This is a genomic window from Streptomyces akebiae, from assembly GCF_019599145.1.
Lineage (GTDB): Bacteria > Actinomycetota > Actinomycetes > Streptomycetales > Streptomycetaceae > Streptomyces > Streptomyces akebiae.
The window spans coordinates 5,748,814-5,771,413 of record NZ_CP080647.1 but is presented as its reverse complement, the minus strand read 5'-3'; the positions used below and the strand labels follow the sequence as shown (position 1 = coordinate 5,771,413).

Sequence of the window (22,600 nt, the reverse complement as noted above, 5' to 3'; positions counted from 1 at the left end):
GGAGTCGAGGACATGCTCACACCGGTGGTGGACGACGACGGGGCCCCCTTCTGGGAGTACGCCGCGCGGGGCGAACTACGGATCCAGGCGTGCGCCGACTGCGGCGAACTCCGCTTCCCGCCGCGCCCCTGCTGCCCGCACTGCCGCTCCTTCGCGACCGAGTGGCGCCGGGTCGCCGGCCGGGGCCGCGTCTGGTCGTACGTCCGCCCGCACCCGCCGCTCCTCCCCGACTACGCCGAGCAGGCCCCGTACCACGTGGTCCTCGTCGAACTGACCGACGCCCCCCGCATCCGCCTCGTCGGCAACCTGGTGAGCGGGCCGGACGCCCGCCTGGACTCGGTGCCGGCCGAGCGGATCCGGATCGGGGCGAGGGTGCAGGTGGTGTTCACATCCACCGGCCTCCCCCAATGGGTACTGGAGCGGCCGTGACCCTGCGCACCACGACGGACAAGTCCACGGGCGTGGCCCTCCTGACCCTGGACCGCCCGGAGAAGCTGAACGCGATCGACCTGCCGATGGCGGAACAACTCACCTCGTACTGGCAGGAGTTGAGGTACGACGACTCGGTACGGGCGGTCGTCGTGACCGGCGCCGGCGAGCGCGCCTTCTGCACGGGCCTCGACCGGGACGCGGCGGGAGCCGTCCCGCAGCCGAACTCCCCCTACACGATCGAGGACCCCCTCCTCAGGATCGGTCCCAAGTCCAACGACTGCTGGAAACCACTGATCGCGGCCGTGAACGGCATGGCCTGCGGCGGAGCCTTCTACCTGCTGGGCGAGTCGGAGTTCCTCGTGGCCGATCCGTCCGCCACCTTCTTCGACCCGCACACCACCTACGGCATGGTCAGCGCCTTCGAGTCGATCCTGATGGCCCAGCGCATGCCGTACGGGGAGGCCGTGCGCATGGCGCTGCTGGGCACCGCCGAGCGGATGTCGGCGCGGCGGGCGCACGAGGTGGGGCTGGTGTCGGAGGTGACGGAACCCGGCGGCGCGGTCGCGGCGGCCGTGCGGTGCGCCGAGGTGATCGCCGGCCACTCGCCGGAGGCCGTCGAGGGCACGGTCCGCGCCTGCTGGGCCGCCCGGGAGGCGACGAGGGCGCACGCTCTCGCGTACGCCCCGCACCTGATTACGCTGGGCAACCAACCGCAGGCGCGGCAGGGGGAGTTGTTCGCCGCGCGGCGCAAGGGCGGGCACCGGACACGTTGAGGAGAGACGCATCGATCCGCAGGGCCGGAGACCGACTGCACTGTGCTGCGGTAGGGTCCGCCAACCTTGCCGAACCGATTCACGTCGTCCAGCAAGCCACGGCGCTCGAACCGCCGCAGCGCTCGAGATCGCAATGTCGACAACAAGGGAAATACTGTGCGCAGATCAGGCATCAATGGCGCGGTGGCTGCGGCGATGGCCGCATTCCTTGCCGGCGCGTGCGGGGAAAGCCCCGGAAGGGGGGGTGTGAGTCCTGACGGCGGAAACCCTTCAGCGCACAGCACGACCCGCGGACCGTGGACCGAGGCGGATCTCAAGCAAGTCGCGTTGGGCAGGGGCGACGGTGAGAGGTTCGGCAGCATACCGATGAGCACCAGCCCTTCCGAGAGACGAGCAGATCCCGTCGAGTGCAGCGCGATCGCCCAGACCATCGGGCAGAGCAGCAGTTCCTACGCGGCCAACGCTCGCATCAATCGGCAGTACAGCAGCAGGGGAACCCGCCCCGCGGTCGTCATGACGCTCGCTTCGCACAACCTCGGCGATGCGAAACGAGTGGTGGGGGAATTCCGTACGGCGGCCGAAAAGTGCACCGCCTACCAGGAGGACAGACGGTTCTTCGAGGATGTCGCCATGCGACCCGATCCCGGATACGGGGACGAGTCCGTCTCCCTGCGGTTGGTCGAGTCGGTGTCGTTTCCGGACGGCGTGACGATGCGGGTTCCCCATGCGGTGGTGGTGCTGCGGGAAGGCACCACGATCGCGGTGTTCCACAACTTCCAAAGACAGCGGGCGTCGGACGGGAAGAAGCGGCCCGGCGTTCCGGACCAGCTGGTCAAGGCACAGGTGGAGAAGATCCGAGAGTTCGACGACGCGAAGTAGCGGATGGAAAGGAACGTCGTCCGTCCGCGCCCATGCACGTGGTCCGGCCGGGCGGGCAGCCCCGGGAAGCGGACCGGGCCGAGAGGCAGCGCCGTCCGGGGCGGCCCGGTTCAGCCCCTCGGCTCGGCCTCCGGTTCGGCCTCACAACGGTCGACGGAGGCGGCCAGGGTTTCCTTGGTCATCTTGACCCGGGTGGTCGCCGTGTCACCGGCGGCCACCTCGACCGACCACTCCCCGCTCTCGACCGGGGCTCCGTGCTTGTCCACGAAGGAGACCACGACCCAGAACTCGGCGTCGACCGCGTTGGGGTTGGTCACCTCGACGGTCGCGTACGGCTGCCGCGCGGACGCGCACGTCACCAACCTCACGGTCGCCGACTCCAGTTGCGCCTCGCCGGAGCCCGTGTCCTCGGTGGCGGAGTCGTCGTACGAGTCGTCGTAGCTGTCGTCGTAGTCGTCGTAGTCGTCGTCGCTCTTCCCCAGACCGGACGTGCCACCCGAGGAGGAGGAAGAGGAGGTGTCGTGGTCCTGGGAGGAGGAACTGCAGCCGCCCCCACCGTCGCCGCCGCCGCTGGAACTGCTGCTGCCGCCGCCCGAACCGCGCCCCGTCGAGAACCCGGTCAGCGCGAGCACCACGATCACCGCCATCGACGCGAACTTCAGCCCGCGTACCCGTGTCCGCCCGTGCATGAGAGGCCCCTTCACTCGGCGCTGCGCGAAATGCCGGTCAGCTTGCAGGTGCCGCCGCCCGCCGCGAAGGCGGTGTCGTCCACCGAGCCCGCGACCACCTTGACGGGGAGGACGTCGGAGGAACCGGGCGCCAGGGAGCGGATGGCGCCGCCCTCGGTGGTGGCGACGATCTTGCCGTCGGCGTCCGTGAACTCGACGTCGAACTTGTAGGTGTAGGTGGTGCTGGAGCTGCTGTTGGTGGCACGGACCCGGGCGGCCAGACCGTTGTCGTACTCGCAGGTCTCGATCTTCAGATCCCTGGCGGCACCCCTGGAGCCGGACGTCCCGCCCGTCCCGGTGGTGGTGCTCCCGCCCGTGGTGGTCGTGCCACCGCTGTCACTGCCACCGCTGGAGCTGGACGAGGAGGACGAGGAGGATCCGCCGGAACAGCCTCCGCCGCTGGAGCCGCGGGCCCCGGTGAGAGCGAAGACGGCGATGCCGAAGACGGCGACAGCCCGGACATGACGAGTTTTCACGTTGCTCAACCCCCGTTGAGTAGCGTCGATTTGGTGTCACACCTGCAAACGGCCCACTCACGTGACAGGCGCACGTCACCCTAACAGCACGCGGAGCACCGTGGAGTCCGTGCCGACCGACGCTTGACGGCCTCTCATGGTCGAGGTTCCGCCGGCTCGGGCACACGGGGCAGCCGGACGGTGAACACCGCCCCGCTGCCGGGGGTGCTGTCGACGGTGACGGTTCCGTCGTGTGCCTCGACGAACTGCCGCACGATGGACAGGCCGAGCCCACTGCCTCCGGTGCGTCTGCTGCGGGACTTCTCCGCTCGCCAGAACCGTTCGAAGACATGCGGCAGGTCTTCGGGGGCGATCCCGTGCCCGGTGTCGCGCACGGTCAGGACGGCCTCGTCCGCCGTGTGCCAGGCGCTGAGGGTGACCGTCCCCCGCGCGGGTGTGTGCCGCAGCGCGTTGGAGACGAGGTTGCCCAGGACCTGCCGCATGCGCACCGGATCGGCGTCCATCCAGAGCCCGGGGCCGGCCTCCGCCCGCAGGTGTACGGCCGCGGCTTCGGCGCGGCTGCGATGGGCGGCGGCGACCTGGCCGATCAACTCGTCCGCGGCCAGCGGCTCCCGGTGCAGCCGCACCGTGCCGGCGTCGCCCGCGGCGAGGTCGCGCAGGTCGTCGATGATGTGCTGCAGTTGCAGCGCCTCGTCGTGCAGGGAGGCGATGAGGCCGGGGTCGGGGTCGAGCAGTCCGTCGCGGGTGACCTCCAGCCACCCGCGGATATTGGTCAGCGGGGTGCGCAGTTCATGGGCGATGTCGCTGACCATGGCCTTGCGCTGGGCCTCCATCTGTTCCCGGCGCGCGGTCAGGTCGTTGAAGGCGGCGGCCAGGAAGCCCGTCTCGTCCTTGGTGGTGACGTCGACCCGTGCGTGGTGCTCGGGCGGCTGCCGGGCGGCGGCGGTCAGCGCGCGCAGGGGGCGGACGAGACGGACGGCGACGAGGGCGGTCAGTGCGATCGTGACGGCCAGGACGAGACCGGTGACTCCGATGATCTTGTTCTGGTTGGCGGACGAGAGATCGAAGCCCGACCGCTGCTGCTCGCGGTCGCCGAGGTAGAGGGTCGCCGGTGGGGCGACGTAGGAGTCGAGCTGGGTGCGGCGGGCCGAGTCGAGACAGTTCTGCGTCTGCTGGTCGCCGATCGTCCTGTCGGAGATCCCGGGAACGACGTCGTCGCCGAACAGTGCCCCGAGCGTGGGGTCCACCTTGGGCAGCTCCTTGAAGTCACCCTGGAGGCAGCCGGTCATCAGCTTCCCGAGGGCCACCAGCGCCGTGCGCTCACTGGGCATCACCGCGTCGTCCGTCGCGTCGGCGCATTGCGCGACCACCGCCGCCGAGGTGCCGTCGGCGACGGCGACCGTACGGCCGCTGGGCATCCGCTCGGTGTGGCCACCGCCGCCGAACTTGGTCAGGCACGCCACCCGCCGCCGCGCCGCCGCACTCACCTCACTGACCTCGCCGGAGGACAGCCGATAGGGCCCCACCGCCCGCGGGTCGATGCCGGCGAGCTGGGCGCCGGGCTCGGTGTAGGTGTCCGTACGCAGCGGGTCGACGGTGGCCGAGGCACGGGCGGGCAGCGCGGTGCCGGATGCGGCGGAGTCGGCGATGAGCCGTCCGCCCGCGGTGGTCAGGGCGACGCGCCGGTCCAGGTTGCGCGACAGCGTGTCCACGGTGGACGTGACGCCGTCCCAGTCGGGATGGGCCGCGGCGTAGCCGCTGAGCCGGCGCAGGATGTCGGAGTCGTCGGAGAGCACCTGCCCGCGTTCCTCCTGGATGGCGCGGGTGGTGAGCTGCACGGCGAGCCAGGCGGTGGCGCCCACGGACAGCACCGCTATCGCCACGGAGGTGAGCAGCAGCCGTACCAGCAGACTCCGGTGCCAGGGGATGCGGGCGACGGGCGTCACGCCGTCCGGGCCGGTCATGCGGGGCCCCGGCCGCCCGGGGAACCCGGGCCTTCGACGAGTTTGTAGCCGACGCCGAACACCGTCAGCAGCCGTGCGGGGCTGCGCGGGTCGGGCTCGATCTTCTTGCGCAGGTTCACGATGTGCATGTCGATGGCCCGCTCGGTGGACGCCCGGTCGTGACCGCGGGTGTGTTCCAGCAACTGGCGGCGTGAGAAGACCCGTTCGGGCTCGGCGGCCATGGCGGTCAGGATGGCGAACTCCCCCGGGGTGCAGCCGACCGTCGCGCCGTCACAGGTGACCTCGTGCCGTACCGGGTCGACGGTGACGGCCCCGACCCGCAGCACGGGGGAGTCCTCGACGGGACGCAGGGTGCGGCGCAGCACGATGCGGATGCGGGCCAGCAGTTCCCGGGGGCTGTACGGCTTCGTCATGTAGTCGTCCGCGCCGAGGTCGAGGCCGAGCAGCAGATCGTCCTCGGCGGAGCGGGCCGTGAGCATCAGCACCGGTATGTCCGCGTCCTGGCGCAGCACGCGGCAGACGCCGAACCCGTCGAGGCCCGGCAGCATCACATCGAGGATGACCAGGTCGGGCCGGCGCTTGCGGGCCTCGTCGAGCGCGGCCGGACCGTCGGACACGACGACGGCCGTATGGCCTTCCCTGACCAGGAGCCGGCGGATCAACTCGGCCTGCATGCCGTCGTCTTCGGCGACCAGAATGTATGCGCACACGCAGGTGACCCTAGGCGTGCCGGGGCTTCGCCAGCACGGTGAACGGCCCGTCTGCGGTCCTTCCCACACCCTGACCACTTCCTGATATCCGCGCTCCACGCTGGCCCCCATGCACAGCGGAGAACCCACCCGTCGCACCAGCCCGGCCCGCACCGTCCCGGCCCGGTCCGCCCTGGCACTGCTGTCCGTCTCGTTGTGCCTGCTGGCCGGCTGCGGCACCGGGGGGTCGGACGCGAGGACCCCCGTAGGGGACCCGGCGAAGGCACCCGCACAGGTCGCCCGGGCGGCAGACACCGGTGAAGCAGCGGAAACCGGTGCAAGAAGCAAGGCCGCCGGAGCCGCGGACCCGAGCGCGGCCCCAGCGCCGACCGACCTGCCGGGCCTCGGCCCCCGGACGCTCGCCGAGATCCCCGACAACGCCCGGCAGGTCGTCCTCGTCACCGGAGAGGCCAAGAACTCCCCTGACGCGCACGTGGTGTTGTACCAGCGCACCGACGACGGCGGCTGGGCCGCCGGGAGGACCTGGGCCGCCCACAACGCGCTCAGGGGCTGGACCGACGACCACTACGCGGGCGACCTGCACTCGCCCACCGGTGTGTTCACCCTCAGCGACGCGGGCGGACTGCTCGCCGACCCGGGCACGAAACTGCCCTACGACCGGTCCGGCAGCTTCACCATCGGCGGCACCGGATTCGAGGGCGAGCCGCTCGCCGGCTCCTTCGACTACGTGATCGCAATCGACTACAACCGCAAGCCGGGCACCTCCCCCCTCGACTGGACCCGCCCGCTCGGCGCGAACCGCGGGGGCGGCATCTGGCTGCACGTCGACCACGGGGGACCCACCCACGGCTGCGTGAGCCTGGCGAAGCAGCACATGAAGGAACTGCTGCTCGCGCTCGACCCCGCGCTGCACCCGGTGGCCGTCATGGGCGACCACACGTCCCTCGCACGGTGACAACCACTACCGCGAACGACCAGTCCCGCGAACGACCAGTGCGTCAACGACCAAGCACGAACGAGCGAGCACGAACGAGCGAGCACGAACGAGCGAGCACGAACCGAGAGGAAATTTCAGGTGGAGTCAGGCGCGAGACGAAAAAGCGCGTTGGTCGCGGCGGCGGGGCTGGCCACCACCGCCCTGCTGCTGACCGCCCTCCCCGGCGAGTCCGCCCAGGGGGCCCCGGCCGGTACATCGGCCACCGGGAGTTCCCGGCCCGGTCCGCTGAAGACGGTGACGCTGGTCACCGGTGACCAGGTCAGGGTGGACGGTGCCGGAAAGGTCGCCGGGGTGGTGCGGGCGGAGGGCCGGGAGCGGGTGCCGTTCTCCGTCCGGATGGTCGACGGACACACCCGGGTCGTACCCGGTGATGCCGAACTTCTGCTGGCGCAGGGCAAGTTGGACGCCCGGCTGTTCGACGTGACCCAGCTGGTCGCCGACGGCTACGACGACGCGGGACGCGGCGACGTACCGCTGATCGTCACGTTCAAGGGCAAGAAAGCGCCCTCGATGTCCCCGTTCACCGGGGCCGGGGCCCGGATGGGCCGTGCGCTGCCCGCCGTCAACGGGAAGGCGATGCGGTCCGTCAAGAAGCGCGGCACCGACTTCTGGGACACCGTGACCGACACCGGTGCCGACGCGTTCACCGCCTCGACCGCGGTGGAGAGGGTGTGGCTCGACGGGCGGCGCAGGGCCGTCCTCGACAAGAGCGTCCCGCAGATCGGCGCGCCGACCGCCTGGGCCGCCGGGTACGACGGCACCGGCACCGGCACCAGGATCGCCGTGCTGGACACCGGCGTCGACACGACCCACCCCGATCTCGCGAACCGGGTGGTCGCCGAGCAGGACTTCACCGGTTCCGAGTCCGGCACCGCCGACAAGTTCGGCCACGGCACGCACGTGGCGTCCATCGCGGCCGGGACGGGCGCCGGTCTTCCCGCGGGGGACGGCGGCACGTACAAGGGTGTCGCCCCCGGCGCGAAGCTCCTGAACGGCAAGGTCCTCGACGACTTCGGCGGGGGCTCGGACTCCGGCATCATCGCGGGCATGGAGTGGGCTGTGGCCCAGGGGGCCGACGTCGTCAACCTCAGCCTCGGCCACTTGGACATGCCCGGTATCGACCCGCTGGAGGAGACGGTCAACCGGCTCTCCGCCGAGTCCGACACGCTCTTCGTCATCGCGGCCGGCAACGAGGGTACCGAGGGCGAGTTCGGCGAGGGGACCGTCGGCTCGCCCGGCAGCGCCGAGGCCGCGCTCACCGTCGGCGCGGTCGACGGGGCCGACCAGCTCGGCGACTTCTCCAGCCGTGGCCCGCGGGTCGGGGACGGCGGGGTCAAGCCCGACCTGACCGCGCCCGGTGCCGCCGTCACGGCCGCCGCGGCCGCCGGCAGCGTCCTGGAGGGCTCGAAGCCGTCCCCGGCACCCGGTTACATCACCGTCGGCGGCACCTCCATGGCGACCCCCCATGTCGCGGGCGCCGCCGCCCTCCTCGCCCAGCAGCACCCCGACTGGACCGGCGAGCGCATCAAGGCCGTCCTCACGGGCTCCGCCGACCCGGGCGCGTACAGCTCCTTCCAGCAGGGCACCGGCCGTACGGATCTAGTGCGGGCGCTGGACCAGAGCGTCGTGACCGAGCAGGGGCCGATCAACTTCGGCGCGCACCGGTGGCCGCACAACGACGACGAACCGGTGACCAAGCAGCTCACCTACGAGAATCTCGGTACGGAGCCGGTCACCCTGGACCTCTCCGTCGACGCCTTCTCGGTGGACGGCAAGCCCGCCGCCGAGGGCATGTTCGCGGTGTCCCCCCAGCGGCTCACCGTCCCGGCGGGCGGCAGGGCCAGTGCCGACGTGACCGCGGACACCCGTTCCGGCAGCGCCGACGGCACCTTCGGCGGCTCGGTGTCGGCCGTCTCGGCCGATGACGAGGTCGCGGTGCGCACCGCCGTCGGGGTGCGGCGCGAGGTCGAGTCGTTCGACCTGACGTTGAAGCACATCGACGAGAACGGCAAGCCGGCCGGCGACGCCGTCACCACCGTGGAGGGCCTCGACAGGGACTTCTACACCAGCTACGCCGACGCGGAGGACGGCGAGCTCACGGTACGGCTGCCCAAGGGAGACTACGGCCTCACCGGTGTGGTCCACCCCGACTTCACGTCCTCCACCCAGGCCGTACTGATGCGGCCGAAGCTGACTCTGGACAAGGACACCACCGTCACCGTCGACGCCCGGCAGGCACAGCCGCTGGACATCACCGTGCCCGACACGGCGGCCGAGAACACCGAGGCCACCGTCGCGATCCGCTACGAACGGGCCGCGGGGATGCCCAAGAACACGAGCGGGTACTGGCTCCCGACCTTCCAGGGCATGCGGTTCGGGCAACTCGGCCCCGAGGTGCCCGCCGAAGCCGCGTTCGCCCAGTACTCCGGTGACTGGACGACCCGGGACGACGAGGGCAGGCCGGTCACCTACCACCTTTCCTGGGACCGCCGCGGCGACCTGGGCGGCTTCACCGCCGAGGTGGAGCGGGAACAGCTCGCCGAGGTCGACTTCCAGGCGGGCGCACCCGCCGCGGGCAAGGACGTCCAGGTGGCCGCGAGTCCCCATATGCCCGACGGGGACCTCTTCGGCCGCTACGGCCTGCTGACGGGGAGACTGCCGCTGCGCACGACCACATACATCCTCGACAACGGCGTCAAGTGGTCCTTCGCCGTGCAGCAGAGCAGCGGTGACGGCGCGTTCGAGTACTTGCTCCAGGGGTTGCCCAGGACCTGGCAGGCCGGCCGGAGCCACACCGAGCGGTTCAACGTCGGCGTCTTCGGCCCGGCCCTCGGCGGCGGCGCGGGCTCCGTGGGCTCCGTGGGCTCCGTGGCGACGGGGAAGCCCGGTATCGAGCGGTCCGGGAACGTCGTCACGGCCTTTCTGCCGCTGTTCGGCGACGGCGCCGGGCACTACGACAGCGGCGGTGGATCCGCCTCGGCCGAGCGCTCGCTCCAGGTCGACGGCGAGGAGATCCCCCTCCGCTCCTCCCCGGCCAACAGCATCACCGAGTTCACCGTTCCCGACCGGGCCGGCGCGTACAGGCTGATCCTGGACAACTCCCGTGATCCGGGGCTCTCGACGGTCAGCACCCGTGTCAGGGCGGAGTGGACCTTCCGCTCCGCCAAGACCCCCGAGGGCGAACCGACCGCACTGCCGGTGTCGGTGATCCGCTTCTCCCCCGAACTGTCCCTGGACAGCACGGCGAAGGCGGGCGAGCGGTTCGATGTGCCGTTCGCCGTCGAGGGCGCGGCGGCCGGCCGGCAGCCCGCCAAGCTCGCCTTCGAGGTCTCGTACGACGAAGGCGCCACCTGGCGGTCAGCCGAGGCAGTCGACGGCACCCACCTGTCGCTGGAGCACCCGGCCGAGCCCGGCTCCGTCTCCCTGCGGGCCGAGTTGACCGACGACTCGGGCAACACCCTGGTCCAGACGATCGAGCGGGCCTACCTCATCACCAAGTGAGCTGACGCGGTACCTCTCAACCGGTCCCGTCCGGGGCGGTGTTCGACCACCTTCGACCACCGCTTCGGACGGGACCGAAAGCACGGGCGCCGCGGCCCCTGCTTCTCAGGGGCACTGGGCGCACCGGACGCCGCGACGCCACGGGGATCCATCAGAAAGGCCCTAAGACGTCCGCGCCGTCCCCGTCCCCTTCTCCGCGTCCAGCGCGTACACACAACGGTCCTTGCTGCACGCGTAGACGACGCCGTCCTTGACGACGGGTGAGCCCGTGATCTCGCCGCCTGTGGCGAGCTTCCAGCGCAGCCGGCCGTCGTCGGCCTTCAGCGTGTACAGCAGGTGGTCGGTGGAGCCGAAGTGGATGCGGCCCTCCGCCACCGACGGCGCGCCCACGATCTCGCCGCCCGCCTGGAAGCGCCACTTCGGCGTGCCCGTGACCGCGTCGAGGGTGTAGAGCCCCTTGCCGCTGCCGACATGGACGTGCCCGGCGGCCACGAGCACCGGCTCCAGCGAGGAGCGGGACTCCGTGGCGATACGCCACCGGTCGCGGCCGTCGGTCGCGTCGAGGGCGTAGACCGTGCCGAGGTAGTCGGCGAGGTAGACACCGCCGCCCGTGACGGCGGGACCCGGCGCGAACGTGGGGGCGGACAGAAACACCGCCGGGGCCTCGAAGTGCCAGCGGACATGGCCGCCGGCGATGTCGACGGCGAGGACGCGGCTCCCGGCGGCGATGTAGACGTAGCCGTCGGAGGCCGGGGTCAGCCGAACCGGGACGCCACCGCAGGAGGCCGCGTCGCCGATGGGGTACGACCAGCGCTCCTCACCCGTCCGGGCCTCCAGCGCGCGCAGCCGGGCGTCCTTCCAGATGTACACCGTGCCGTCCTGGACGACCGGCCCGGCCTCCGGGGACTCGAAGTCGGTCTGCGCGCCGGTGAGCTCCCACAGCTTCTGCCCGTTGGACGCCTCCCAGCCCTGGACGCCGCCGCCCCGGGTGGCGGTGACCACGGTGCCCCGGTCGGCCTTCAGCGAGTACACCCAGGCTTCCGTGGACAGCCGCCACAGGTCGGCGCCCTCGCGGGCGTCGAGCGCGAAGAGGGTCGGGCCGTCGGAGGCATGGATACGTCCGTCGGCGACCGCCATCGACCAGGCGACGTCCCGGGTCTTGAAGCGGCGCCGGCCGGTGGCCACGTCCAGGGCGTGTACCTCGAAGGAGGTGACGTAGACGAGGTCACCGGCGACGGACGGGGTGCCCCAGACGTCGTTCGACATGCGGAAACGCCAGGGGCGCCAGCCGGAGGCGGCCGGTTCCGGGGCGGGCGGGGCCACGGCGGGCGCGGGGTCGGCACCGTTCACGCCGGCGCGCGGCCGGGACCAGGACGCGGCGAGACCGGCCTCGGGAGGGGGCGCCTTCACGGCGGCGGCGCGGGCGTCGGCGACGCGCGGACCGGGCCCGATGGGCACCTGACCGCCGGCGAGCCGTACCGGTCCGGTGTCCGGGGCGCCGAGGGAGACGGGCGCGGGGTCGTACGGGGGCGGCGGCGGGGGCACGGGCGCGGGGCGGGCGCCGCCGCCGCTGCGTCCACCGGAGTTCTGCTGCTTGGGCGCCGGGCGTCCGCCGCGGCGGGTCTCGATCAGGCTGACCGTCTTCTCGGGCAGCCACGCCGACGCTGTACCGCTGTCGTCCGAGCCGGAGCCGAAGAGGTGCGGCGCGAGCTGCGCCTGGAGGTCCGCGGGGTTCGGGCGCGCGGTCGGGTCCATCTGCATACAGGACTCGATGAGGGGGCGCAGATCGTCCGGGAGGCCGGAGAGGTCGGGGCCCTCGCGCAGCAGCATGAACACGGTCTCGACGGGGTTGGCGCCGTGGAACGGCGCGTGCCCGGTGGCCGCGAAGACGAGCATCGAGCCGAGCGAGAAGACGTCGCTCGCGCCGGTCACGCTCCGCGAGTCCTTCGCCTGCTCGGGGGACATGTAGGCGGGCGTACCGACGGCGACGTTCGTCATCGTCAGACGCGTGTTCGACACGCCGGAGGCGATACCGAAGTCGATCACACGCGGCCCGTCCTCGACGACGAGCACGTTGGAGGGCTTCAGGTCGCGGTGGACGAGTCCGGCGCCGTGAATGGACTGGAGGGCTTCGGCCACACCCGCGGCGAGCCAGCGGACGGCCTGGACCGGCATGGGCCCGCAGTCGTTCACTATCTCCTCGAGCGAGGGCGCGGGGACGTACGCGGTCGCCAGCCACGGCACGGCGGCACGCGGGTCGGCATCGACCACGGCCGCCGTGTAGAAACCGGACACCGCGCGGGCCGCCTCGACCTCACGCGTGAAACGGACCCGGAAGAGCTGGTCCTCCGCGAGCTCGGTCCGCACCGTCTTGATCGCGACGCGCCGACCCGACGCCGAGCGCGCCAGATAGACCAGCCCCATGCCGCCGGCCCCCAGCCGTCCCAGCACCTCGAACGGCCCGATCCGCCGCGGATCGTGCTGCGTCAGCTGATCCACCACTTGCCCTGCCACCTCCCCGTACGGACCGCGTCACCCACGTTGTGCGCGCGACCCCGTGCAGCGTCTCACCACCGCACCGCCATGGCGGCACGCACCCCGATTCTTCCTGCTACCGGGGGCAGGTGCGAACCCGGGGGCGGATCGGGGTGTCTCAGGACAAAACCACGTTGTCCGCCCCTCGGGAAGTGGGAGCCCGGATGGTGGGACAGCACGACGGGCCGCGTACCACCGGCGCACAACCCCGTACGTCTGCCCGCCCGGCGCCCCCTTCACGCCCCGCGCGACCACCGGACCGCGGGTTGACCCGAGAACTGCCCGCAGCCGCCGCCTCAGCGGTCTTCCCGCTGGTCAGCGTCGCCCTCCGGACCGTTCACCGCGCGTTCCCCCGTCGGCCGCGCCTCGTCCTCGCGCTGGTGGTCCCCCTGTTGCCGGAGTTCGTCCGGACGCTGTTCGACCTGATCCGCCGCCCGCGGGGCCTCCCGCCAGCCGTTGTCGTCCCTCCGCTGGAGCAGCGCAAACGACGCCCCTTGATTGTCCGTGACGACCGCCACATTTCCGTACGAGGTGTCGAAGGGCGGCACCTGCACCCGGCCCCCGAGCCGGCTGACGGTCCCGAGCGCGGCCTCGCAGTCCTCCGTGCCGAAGTGGACCAGGAAGTGCGACGGCATCTCCGCCGGGAAGACGTCCGTGAGCGTGGCGCGGCCGAAGTCGGGGGTGGCGTCCGGGCCGAAGAGGGCGTCGTGGAAGAGGTGCGCGTAGAAGGAGTTGGCCGCCTTGGTGTCGCGGGTGTAGAGCTCGGCCCACGCGAACGTGCCGGGCTCGTGACGCCGACCGAAGCCGTGGTGCGCGGCGGCCTGCCAGAGGCCGAAGACCGCGCTCTCCGGGTCCGTGGCGAGCGCGGCCGTGCCGAGACGGCCGACCGGGGTGGGCGGGGTGATCACCTGGCCGCCGGCCGCGACGATCCGGGCGGTGAGGGCGGCCGCGTCCGGGGTCGCGAAGTGGACCGTCCAGACGGTGGGCAGACGGCCGTCGGGTTTGGGAGCGAGGGCGGCGACGGGGGCGCCCTCGACGCGCGCCCACACCTCGTGCGCGCCGTCTCCGGGCGCCACCTCGAAGGTCCACCCGAAGAGTTCGCCGTAGAACCGCTTGCCCGCTTCCACGTCGGGCAGCTGGGCGTCCACCCAGCAGGGCACGCCCTCGGGATACGGGGCGCTTCCCGTCTCGGCGGCGCCCCCCGTCTCATCGGCCATAGCGCCAACGTAAGCGCGCACGCCCCACCCCGCGCGCCGGGCGCGTCCGACAGCGGGGCGCGCGGGGCGGGGGCGCCCCCAAGGGGCGCGAGGAACTGCGCGACCAGCCCCCACCGAACCCGCACCCGAAAACCCCACCGAGGGGGTCAAAGGGGCGCAGCCCCTCGGTGGGGGCACCTCCCGCTCGCGCGAAGCCGAGAGTGGGGGGAGGGACGGGCAGGGGCGGCGGGGGCGAAAGAAAATGGCCAACCCACTCCCCGCTCACCACGCGAACCCCTTGGTGAAGCCCGTACTCCCCATTTGCAGTCGGCCGAATCGCGCTCCGATCACCCCTCGGTAAGCTGACGGCATGACAGGACAAGTGCGTACCGTCGACGGCCGCGTGGCCGGCCGACGAGGGCAGGCGACCCGGCAGAAGCTGCTCGACTGCCTCAGCGAGATGCTCAGCTCGTCGCCCTACCGGGACGTCAAAGTCATTGATGTCGCCCGGAAGGCGGGCACTTCACCCGCGACCTTCTACCAGTACTTTCCGGACGTCGAGGGCGCCGTCCTGGAGATCGCCGAGCAAATGGCCACCGAGGGCGCCGCGTTGACGAGCCTCCTCGAAGGCCGCTCCTGGGTCGGCAAGGCCGGCTGGCAGACCGCGCAGGAACTCGTCGACGGATTCCTTGAGTTCTGGCGCAAGAACGACGCGATCCTCCGCGTCATCGACCTGGGCGCCGCCGAGGGCGACAAACGCTTCTACAAGATCCGTATGAAGATCCTGAACTCGGTCACCAACTCCCTCTCGGAGACGGTCGCCGAACTCCAGGCCAAGGGCCGCGTCGACAAGGACGTGAACCCGGCGGCCCTCGCCGGTTCCCTGGTCGCCATGCTCGCCTCGGTCTCCGGCCACCAGAAGGGCTTCCAGACCTGGGGCGTGAAGCAGGCCGAACTGAAGCCCAACCTGGCCCTCTTGGTCCACCTGGGCATCACCGGCAAGAAGCCCACCAAGTAGCCAGGAGCCCCCGGGCACGCCCCCGGACGCGATTCCTGTCACGCAGACGGCACCCTCGCCCGAGGAGTGCCGCCTGCCGCGTTCACGGGACCGGGCCCCTGCGACTCACTCGGCACACGGCTCAGCGCCGTACGATCCGGAACACCCGGATCTCCCGGTCGACCCGCGCCTGGTACGTCGAGTACGGCGGCCAGAACCGCAGCAACTCCTGCCAGACGGCGGCCCGTTCCGCGCCCGCCAGCAGGTGCGCGGTGACGGGGATGTCCTGCCCCTTCCAGTTGATCTCGGCCTCGGGGTGGGCCAGCAGGTTGGCGCTCCAGGCGGGGTGGCCCGGGCGACCGAAGTTCGACCCCACGAGAACCCAACTCCCGCCGCCCTCCTCGGGCATACAGGCCAGCGGCGTACGCCGCGGCACCCCGCTGCGCGCGCCGGTCGCGGTCAGGACGACCCCGGGCAGCAGCTGCGCGCTGAGCAGCACGCGGCCCCGGGTGACCCGGTGCACCGCGCGGTCCAGGGCGGGTATGACGTGCGGCGCGACCCGGGCGAACGCGGGTGCCGAGGACACCTTCTGCACCAGCCGTACGCCCATGCCCTTGATCCCCTCGGTCATCCCCGCCGCGCTCCTCGAAGCCATCAGCCCCGCACCTCCTCGCGTACGCCCCGCCCGTCGAGTTCCCGACCACCGGGACCCCGTCCGTCAAACCCCCGACCACCGGGACCCCGTCCGTCAAACCCCCGGCCGACGCGGTCCCGGCCGTCGCCGTCGCGGCCGGCACGGTCCCGGCCTGCGCCCGTGAAGATCCCCGCCGCGTCGGCCGCCCGCCCCCGTAACCGGTGCACCGGCCCGAAGAGCAGTTCGTCCCCCGCGGCCCGCTTGAAGTACAGGTGCGCCTCGTGCTCCCAGGTGAACCCGATCCCCCCGTGGAGCTGGATCCCCTCCCCGGCGGCCACCCGCAAGGCCTCCAGGGCCTGGGCGAGCGCCAGCCCACCGACCCGTTCCGGGCCGGGCACCGGCACGCATCCCCCGTCGCTGCGGCCCTCCCCGGGGGGCTCGGCCGCCGCCCAGGCCGCGTAGTACGCCGCCGAGCGGGCCGCCCGCACCCGTACGTACACGTCCGCGAGCCGGTGCTTCACCGCCTGGAACGACCCGATCGGCCGCCCGAACTGCTCCCGCTGGCGCACATACGCGACCGTCCGCTCCAACGCCCGGTCGGCGGCGCCCACGGCCTCGGCGGCGAGCACGGCGGCCGCCGCGTCCCCGACACCGGCCAGGGCGCCCGGCACGTCCACCTCGTCGTCGTCGCCCAGCAACTCGGCCCGCACATCCCGCAGTTCGAGCCTGGCCACCGGTCGCGTCTCGTCGACGGAAGTCTGCCGCACCCGTACGACCCCGGCACCGGCACCGGCCCAAACGTCGACGCCACCGCCCTCCTCCCTGCCCGCCCGCACCAGGAACAGCAGCGTCCGCGAGCGGGCGTACCCCCCGGCGTGCGCGGCGACGACCAGCAGCCCCGCGCGGTGCCCGTCGAGGACCTGTCCGGCCTCCCCGTAGAGCCGCCACCCGTCCCCGGTACGTCGGGCCTGGACGCCGCCGGCCCGGCCGCCGCCGGACCACGCGCCCCTGTTGTCGGCGGTCAGAGCCAGTGCGGTGGAGAGGGCGCCGCCCGGTACCGCGAGGGCGGCGGTGAGCCGGCCGGAGGCGAGCAGGGGGAGCAGCTCGGCGCGCTGTCGCTCGGTGCCGAGGGCGAGGATCAGGGGGGCGACGAGGACGGACGTGGCCAGCAGCGGAGAGGGGGCGAGCGCCCGCCCCAACTCCTCCGCTGCCAAGGCGAATTCCGTTACCGAGCAGCCGACGCCGCCGTACGGTTCGGGGAGCGCGAGTCCCGGCAGCCCGAGCTGCTCGGAGAGGGCGGCCCACAGCCCGCCGTCGTACCCCTGTCCCGTCCGCACGGCGGCCCGGACCTCCTCCGGACCACAGCGCTTGAGCAGCAACTCCCGCACGGTGCGCCGGATCTCCTCCTGCTCGGCGGTGAAGCGGGCATCCATGGGCGGTCCCCCTTCCGTTCCCCCGGCCACGATCTCCGTATCTGACGGTCCGTCATATTAGGCGGGATGCCGACCGAAGCACAGGGCCGCCGCACAGGTTTGCGCAGCCCGAATCTGATGTACCGTCAGATTCATGACCCCTGCTGCGCCTTCCCCACAGGGACGAAAGGTCGCGGTCGTCGGCGTCGCCCTGTCCGACTGCGGCCGGGTGGACGACGCGACCCCGTACGCGCTCCACGCACAGGCCGCCCGCCGCGCCCTCGCCGACGCGGGGCTGGACCGCACGGCCGTCGACGGCCTGGCATCGGCCGGACTGGGGACGCTGGCGCCGGTGGAGGTGGCGGAGTACCTGGGTCTGCGGCCCACCTGGGTGGATTCCACGTCCGTCGGGGGCTCCACCTGGGAGGTCATGGCGGCGCACGCGGCGGACGCCATCGCCGCCGGACACGCGAACGTGGTGCTCCTCGTCTACGGCTCCACGGCCCGCGCCGACATCAAGGCGGGGCGCCGCACCGGCAACCTCTCCTTCGGGGCGCGCGGCCCGCTCCAGTACGAGGTCCCCTACGGGCACACCCTGATCGCCAAGTACGCCATGGCCGCGCGCCGCCACATGCACGAGTACGGCACCACCCTGGAACAGCTGGCCTCGGTGGCCGTGCAGGCCCGGACGAACGCGGCGGCGAACCCCGAGGCGATGTACCGCACCCCGATCACCGTCGACGACGTGCTGTCGTCCGCGCCGATCGCCGACCCCTTCACCAAGCTGCACTGCTGCATCCGGTCCGACGGCGGCGCGGCGGTCGTGCTGGCGGCCGAGGAGTACGTACGGGACTGCCGGCCGCCGACACCCGTCTGGATCCTCGGCACCGGCGAGCACACCTCCCACACGACCATGTCCGAGTGGGAGGACTTCACCGTCTCCCCGGCGGCGGTCAGCGGGCGCCTGGCCTTCGAACGCGCCGGAGTGCGCCCCGCCGAGATCGACTTCGCCGAGATCTACGACGCCTTCACGTACATGACCCTCGTGACCCTGGAGGACCTCGGGTTCTGTGCCAAGGGAGAGGGCGGGGCCTTCGTGGAGAAGGGCCGCCTGACCCTGACCGGCGACCTCCCCGTCAACACCGACGGCGGCGGCCTCTCCGCCCAGCACCCCGGGATGCGCGGCCTCTTCCTCCTCGTCGAGGCCGTACGCCAGCTGCGCGGCGAGGCGGACGCCCGCCAGATCCGCACCCCCACCGGCGACCTCCCCCGCCTGGCGGTCGCCTCGGGCACAGGTGGCTGGTTCTGCTCGTCGGGAACGGTGGTGCTGGGGCGGGGGTGAGCGGGCCGGAATAGCGGGCGTAGCCGGGGCGCTGAAGCGACTCGGCAGGCGAAGGCGCCCCCGAAACATCCCGGAGGAAGTGACATGGCACTGTCCCGCAAGGAGCGCGAGGAGTTTCTGGCCGAGGCTCATGTGGCCGCGTTGGCGGTGGACGCGGGGGAGGGTCGGGCCCCGCTGACGGTACCGATCTGGTACCAGTACGAGCCCGGGGGCGACATCTGGGTCATGACCGGCCGGGACTCCCGCAAGAACCGGCTGATCCAGGCCGCCGGACGCTTCACCCTGATGATCGACCGCCTGGAACCCACCATCCGCTACGTCTCCGTCGAGGGCCCCGTCACCGACACGGCCCCCGCCACTCTCGACCAGCTCCGGGAGATCTCCGCGCGCTACCTCGCGCCCGAGAAGGTCGACGGCTACGTGGACTTCTCCTCCTCGAACCACGGCGACCAGGTCGTCATCCGCATGCGCCCCGAGCGGTGGGTCTCGTCCGATCTGGGCACGGTGTGAGACCGTCCCACCCATGATCGAGCCCCCTTCCCGGCCCGAGGCCCAGGCCCAGGCCGCGCCCGACCCCGTCCCCGCCACGCCGTCCGAGTTCGTGCAGGCCCTGCGCGGGCTGCGCGTCTGGGATCCGCAGGTCAGCGCTCTGCCCCTGTTCGACCCGGCCACGGCGCCCGCCGAGCCGGTGTCGCTCTTCGCCACCTGGTTCGGGGAGGTGGTGGCGGCCGGGGAGGTGGAGCCGCACACGATGTCGCTGGCCACGGCGGACGCGGAGGGGCGGCCGGACGTCCGTACGGTGATGCTGCACGACGTGGACGCGCGGGGCTGGCACTTCGCCTCCCACGCCGGAAGCCGCAAGGGCCGGCAGCTCGCGCACCGGCCGTACGCGTCCCTCGGCTTCTACTGGCCCCTCCTCGGCCGCCAGGTAAGGGTGCGGGGCCCTGTCACGGTCGAGCCCGCCGAAGTCGCCCACGCCGACCTGCACGCCCGCTCGACGGGTGCGCTGGCCGCCGCTCTCGTGGGTCACCAGAGCGAAGTCCTCTCCTCGTACGAGGAGTTGGAGCGCGCGTCGGAGGCCGCCTGGGCACGGGCCGAGCGGGAACCGGACGTACCCGTGCCCTCCTGGACGGCGTATGTCGTGGAGCCGGACGAGGTGGAGTTCTTCCAGGGGGACACGCGGCGCCGGCACGTACGGCTCGACTACCGTCGGGACGGCGGCGGTTGGGCCACGGAGCTGCTGTGGCCCTGACCCGCGCGGACCGTCAGTGGTCCTTCTCCAGGTGCAGCTTGAGGAGATCGATGCCGTAGTCGCCGCCGTTGGGCGTGCGGATGATGGTGTGGATGTGCTGCTGGGTCGGGGTACCGCCCGGCCCGCCCATGCCGCCACCGCCACCACCGCTTCCGCGGGGGCGGTGGCCGTGAGCGTCGTGGGGGGTGTGGGTGTGGGCGTGGGTGTTCTCCGTCATGCGCCCAAGGTCGGGGGCGGAGCTGAACGGTTTCTGAAGTCCGGCCGTGGACGGCCTGTGCCCGCCCCGCCCGCCTCGGGCGCGGCGCGGACCGCCCTCAGACCTTCTCCCACACGGAGACGTGCTTGGTGCTGTCGTTCGTGAACGGCTCCCCCTTCCACCCCGCCCACCGGTCCCGCAACCGCATCCCGGCCAGCCGGGCCATCAGATCCAGCTCGGCCGGCCAGACGTACCGGAACGGGATCGACCGGTACTGCGTCCGTCCGTCGACGACCGTCACGTGGTGCGACCGCATCCCCTGCGTCGCCACGTCGTACGTGTCGAACCCCAGCCGCGTCGGGCCGACCCGGAACGGCACCGCGTTCTGCCCCGGCGGCAGTCTGCGCAGGTCCGGCACGCCGACCTCGATGACGAAGCGGCCACCCCGCACGAGATGGGATGCGGCGTTGCGGAAGCACTCCACCTGGGCGTCCTGCGTGGTCAGATTGCCGATCGTGTTGAAGACCAGGTACGCGACGGTGAACCCGGGACCGTCGACCCGTGCCGTGGCGAAGTCTCCGATGGTGACACCGATGTCGGCGCCGCCCGGCTTGGCCCGCAACCGCCGCACCATGGCCCGCGACAGGTCGATCCCGTGGACCGGCACGCCCCGCCGGGCGAGCGGCAGCGCGATCCGCCCGGTGCCGACGCCGAACTCCAGCGCCCGCGCGTCCCCTCCCGGCCCGCCCGCGAGACCGGCGATCAGGTCCACCACCGGGTCCACGGCCTCCGGGCCGAACACCTCGTCGAAGGGGTCGTCCGAGGCGTCGTCGTAGTACGCGGCCACGGCTTCCCCGAAGTACCCGTCGGGGTCGTCGACGGTCTCGTACTCTTCTCGGCTCTCCGCGCTCATCGAATCCCCTCCGGGGCCGGGTCGGTGGCCAGTCGTGCGTGCAGGTGGGCGTCCCGGAACGCGTCCTGGCGCCCCTCCTCGAAGGCCGCCCCGCGCATGAGCCCCTCGAAGGCGAACCCGCACAGCTCGGCGATGCGGCAGGACGCGCCATGGCCGACGGCGTGGTCGAGTTCGAGCCGGTGGATGCCGAGTTCGGTGAAGGTCCAGCGGGCGGCGAGGTCGAGGGCCCGGGTGGCGACCCGGCGGCCGCGGGCCTCGGGCAGCACCCAGTAGCCGACGACGGCCCTGCGCATATGCGCGTCGATCCCGCTCAGCCCGACCTGTCCGAGGGTCGCGCCGCTCTCCGCGTCCGTGATCCGGAAGGCCACGGTGGTGCCCTCCGCGTCGGACTCGGCCCGCCGCCGCAGCGACTCCCGGGCGCCCTCGAAGCTCGCGTCCCACACCAGGGGCGTGTTCCACCGCTGGAAGTCGGGATCGGTACGGCCCCGCAACCACGCCTCGACATCGGCGTCGGACTCGGCGTCCCAGGCGCACAGGCGCAGCCCGTGACCGTGCGGCTCGACGGAGGGCGGGCAGGCAGGATCGGGCGACGGGTCGGAGGCTCGCTCATCGGTACGGCTCACGCCCCCATTGAAACGCGCGGCCCTTCACGCCCGCACGCGAAATACGGGCACCACGAAGCCCCCGCTCTCCCGGAAGGCGACGTGGAGCCCCGTCCCCGCCCGCAGTTCCCCGCCCCCGTCCTCCCACTCCACGACCTCGGTCATCATCCGGGGCCCCTCGGCGAGGTCGACGACGGCGGGCACGTAGGGCGTGCGCTCCCCGAAGGGCGGCAGGTCGTTGCGGTGGACGACGGACCAGGTGTAGAGCACGGCGCGGCCGGAGGCCTGCTCCCATCGCACGTCCTCGCTCCAGCAGTAGGGGCAGAACTCGCGCGGATAGTGATGGGCGCGCCCACAGCCCGCCGCCCCGCACCGCCGCAGCAGCAGCCGCCCTTCCGCGGCGGCGTCCCAGTACGTACGACTGAGGCCGTCGACCTCCGGCAGATCGAACCGCACGCCCTCGCCACCCCTCACCACCGGGCTCCCTTCACCCGTCAGAACAAGCCCAGCGCGCTGTCGAGGGACCACGTCTGCCAGGACATCCCGAACAGCGCCACCACCGAGATGAGCGCCATCATCGAGTTCTGCCCCTGCTCGGCCCAGTCGTGGATCATCAGCACGAGATACAGGAGGTTGAGCACCAGACCGCCGACGAGCGCGATCGGCGTGAGGAACCCGAGGACCAGCCCGAGCCCGAGGGCGAGTTCGGCGTAGACGACGACGTAGGCCATGGCCTTCGGCCGAGGCCTGACCACCACGTCGAACCCTCCACGCACCGCTCCCCACCGATGCTTCTCCGCCACCCCCGCCGCCCAGGCGATCCCGGTCCCCTCCGCGAACCAGGCCCTCTTGTCCTTGTGCCGCCAGCTCTCCAGCCACCACAGCCCGAGCCCGATACGCAGCACGGCCACCCATTCGGCACCGCTGAGCCAGATCGTCTCCATGGACATCGCCCTTCCGCACCCACGCGGGTTTCTGACGGTACGTCAGTTCAGCGGACGGGGGGTGGATGCGCAAGAGACGCGGACCGGCCGACGGAACCCGGGGCGTGCAAGTGAGGC

At 72.2% G+C, this 22,600-nt stretch carries 22 protein-coding genes; 9 read left to right on the top strand and 13 right to left on the bottom strand.

All coding sequences use genetic code 11. From position 1 onward, the window contains the following. Window positions 1–12: 12 nt before the first annotated feature. From K1J60_RS24935 to K1J60_RS24925, 3 genes are all read left to right on the top strand, one after another. Window positions 13–429 carry a Zn-ribbon domain-containing OB-fold protein gene (locus K1J60_RS24935; RefSeq protein ID WP_220648124.1) on the top strand — a complete coding sequence of 139 codons (417 nt, stop codon included), beginning with the start codon at window positions 13–15 and terminating at the stop codon, window positions 427–429. Then, window positions 426–1,205 (top strand): enoyl-CoA hydratase/isomerase family protein, encoded by a 780-nt coding sequence (locus K1J60_RS24930; RefSeq protein WP_220648123.1) that lies wholly within the window; start codon window positions 426–428, stop codon window positions 1,203–1,205. The genes K1J60_RS24935 and K1J60_RS24930 overlap by 4 nt, the downstream gene beginning before the upstream one ends. Window positions 1,206–1,571: 366 nt before the next feature. Beyond that, window positions 1,572–2,084, top strand: coding sequence for a hypothetical protein (locus tag K1J60_RS24925; RefSeq protein ID WP_220648122.1), 513 nt, complete (start codon window positions 1,572–1,574; stop codon window positions 2,082–2,084). Between the two features lie 110 nt (window positions 2,085–2,194). Here the strand turns inward: K1J60_RS24925 and K1J60_RS24920 are convergent, their stop codons facing one another. The 4 genes from K1J60_RS24920 to K1J60_RS24905 all read right to left on the bottom strand — a co-directional run bounded on the left by K1J60_RS24920 (window position 2,195) and on the right by K1J60_RS24905 (window position 5,962). After that, the gene (locus K1J60_RS24920) at window positions 2,195–2,773 is read right to left on the bottom strand and encodes a hypothetical protein (protein ID WP_259407903.1); all 579 of its coding nucleotides are present in this window, start codon (window positions 2,771–2,773) and stop codon (window positions 2,195–2,197) included. 11 nt (window positions 2,774–2,784) lie between these two features. After that, window positions 2,785–3,288: a hypothetical protein gene (locus K1J60_RS24915; RefSeq protein WP_220648121.1), complete on the bottom strand. Its 504-nt coding sequence runs from the start codon at window positions 3,286–3,288 to the stop codon at window positions 2,785–2,787. A gap of 134 nt (window positions 3,289–3,422) precedes the next feature. Further along, window positions 3,423–5,252 (bottom strand): sensor histidine kinase, encoded by a 1,830-nt coding sequence (locus K1J60_RS24910; RefSeq protein WP_220648120.1) that lies wholly within the window; start codon window positions 5,250–5,252, stop codon window positions 3,423–3,425. Continuing rightward, a complete protein-coding gene (locus tag K1J60_RS24905; RefSeq protein ID WP_220648119.1) occupies window positions 5,249–5,962 on the bottom strand; it encodes a response regulator transcription factor in 714 nt (237 codons plus the stop codon). The genes K1J60_RS24910 and K1J60_RS24905 overlap by 4 nt, the downstream gene beginning before the upstream one ends. A 109-nt stretch (window positions 5,963–6,071) precedes the next feature. Here K1J60_RS24905 and K1J60_RS24900 point away from each other — a divergent pair, with 109 nt between their 5' ends. Both K1J60_RS24900 and K1J60_RS24895 read left to right on the top strand, forming a co-directional pair. Then, a complete protein-coding gene (locus K1J60_RS24900; RefSeq protein ID WP_259407902.1) occupies window positions 6,072–6,917 on the top strand; it encodes a L,D-transpeptidase family protein in 846 nt (281 codons plus the stop codon). Window positions 6,918–7,037: 120 nt separating this feature from the next. Beyond that, window positions 7,038–10,460 carry a S8 family serine peptidase gene (locus K1J60_RS24895; RefSeq protein ID WP_220648118.1) on the top strand — a complete coding sequence of 1,141 codons (3,423 nt, stop codon included), beginning with the start codon at window positions 7,038–7,040 and terminating at the stop codon, window positions 10,458–10,460. A 162-nt stretch (window positions 10,461–10,622) separates the two neighbouring features. Here the strand turns inward: K1J60_RS24895 and K1J60_RS24890 are convergent, their stop codons facing one another. Beyond that, the gene (locus tag K1J60_RS24890) at window positions 10,623–12,962 is read right to left on the bottom strand and encodes an outer membrane protein assembly factor BamB family protein (protein WP_220648117.1); all 2,340 of its coding nucleotides are present in this window, start codon (window positions 12,960–12,962) and stop codon (window positions 10,623–10,625) included. A gap of 329 nt (window positions 12,963–13,291) precedes the next feature. Continuing rightward, entirely contained in the window at window positions 13,292–14,212 is a 921-nt protein-coding gene (locus K1J60_RS24885; RefSeq protein ID WP_220648116.1) for a VOC family protein, read from the bottom strand. A 349-nt stretch (window positions 14,213–14,561) separates the two neighbouring features. Between K1J60_RS24885 and K1J60_RS24880 the strand changes: the two genes are divergently transcribed. After that, window positions 14,562–15,209 (top strand): TetR family transcriptional regulator, encoded by a 648-nt coding sequence (locus tag K1J60_RS24880; protein WP_033525860.1) that lies wholly within the window; start codon window positions 14,562–14,564, stop codon window positions 15,207–15,209. A 121-nt stretch (window positions 15,210–15,330) separates the two neighbouring features. Here the strand turns inward: K1J60_RS24880 and K1J60_RS24875 are convergent, their stop codons facing one another. Together K1J60_RS24875 and K1J60_RS24870 are read right to left on the bottom strand one after the other, a co-directional pair. Next, window positions 15,331–15,819: a nitroreductase/quinone reductase family protein gene (locus K1J60_RS24875; protein ID WP_220651672.1), complete on the bottom strand. Its 489-nt coding sequence runs from the start codon at window positions 15,817–15,819 to the stop codon at window positions 15,331–15,333. Between the two features lie 23 nt (window positions 15,820–15,842). Next, the gene (locus K1J60_RS24870; protein WP_220648115.1) at window positions 15,843–17,255 is read right to left on the bottom strand and encodes an acyl-CoA dehydrogenase family protein; all 1,413 of its coding nucleotides are present in this window, start codon (window positions 17,253–17,255) and stop codon (window positions 15,843–15,845) included. 133 nt (window positions 17,256–17,388) lie between these two features. On the opposite strand from K1J60_RS24870, the gene K1J60_RS24865 reads away from it, so the two are divergent. From K1J60_RS24865 to K1J60_RS24855, 3 genes are all read left to right on the top strand, one after another. Beyond that, window positions 17,389–18,576 carry a thiolase C-terminal domain-containing protein gene (locus K1J60_RS24865; RefSeq protein ID WP_220648114.1) on the top strand — a complete coding sequence of 396 codons (1,188 nt, stop codon included), beginning with the start codon at window positions 17,389–17,391 and terminating at the stop codon, window positions 18,574–18,576. A gap of 84 nt (window positions 18,577–18,660) precedes the next feature. Next, window positions 18,661–19,086, top strand: coding sequence for a pyridoxamine 5'-phosphate oxidase family protein (locus tag K1J60_RS24860; RefSeq protein ID WP_220648113.1), 426 nt, complete (start codon window positions 18,661–18,663; stop codon window positions 19,084–19,086). Window positions 19,087–19,099: 13 nt separating this feature from the next. Continuing rightward, the gene (locus K1J60_RS24855) at window positions 19,100–19,828 is read left to right on the top strand and encodes a pyridoxine/pyridoxamine 5'-phosphate oxidase (RefSeq protein WP_220648112.1); all 729 of its coding nucleotides are present in this window, start codon (window positions 19,100–19,102) and stop codon (window positions 19,826–19,828) included. A gap of 13 nt (window positions 19,829–19,841) precedes the next feature. Here K1J60_RS24855 and K1J60_RS46070 read toward each other — a convergent pair whose 3' ends face one another. From K1J60_RS46070 to K1J60_RS24830, 5 genes are all read right to left on the bottom strand, one after another. Next, entirely contained in the window at window positions 19,842–20,045 is a 204-nt protein-coding gene (locus K1J60_RS46070) for a DUF3500 domain-containing protein (protein WP_259407901.1), read from the bottom strand. 97 nt (window positions 20,046–20,142) lie between these two features. Beyond that, entirely contained in the window at window positions 20,143–20,937 is a 795-nt protein-coding gene (locus K1J60_RS24845; RefSeq protein WP_220648111.1) for a class I SAM-dependent DNA methyltransferase, read from the bottom strand. Then, a complete protein-coding gene (locus K1J60_RS24840) occupies window positions 20,934–21,560 on the bottom strand; it encodes a GNAT family N-acetyltransferase (protein ID WP_220648110.1) in 627 nt (208 codons plus the stop codon). The genes K1J60_RS24845 and K1J60_RS24840 overlap by 4 nt, the downstream gene beginning before the upstream one ends. A 24-nt stretch (window positions 21,561–21,584) precedes the next feature. Next, window positions 21,585–22,013 (bottom strand): Zn-ribbon domain-containing OB-fold protein, encoded by a 429-nt coding sequence (locus tag K1J60_RS24835; protein WP_259407900.1) that lies wholly within the window; start codon window positions 22,011–22,013, stop codon window positions 21,585–21,587. A 20-nt stretch (window positions 22,014–22,033) separates the two neighbouring features. Then, complete coding sequence (locus K1J60_RS24830; RefSeq protein ID WP_220651670.1) at window positions 22,034–22,483, bottom strand: DoxX family protein; 450 nt, start codon at window positions 22,481–22,483, stop codon at window positions 22,034–22,036. Between the last annotated feature and the right edge of the window lie 117 nt (window positions 22,484–22,600).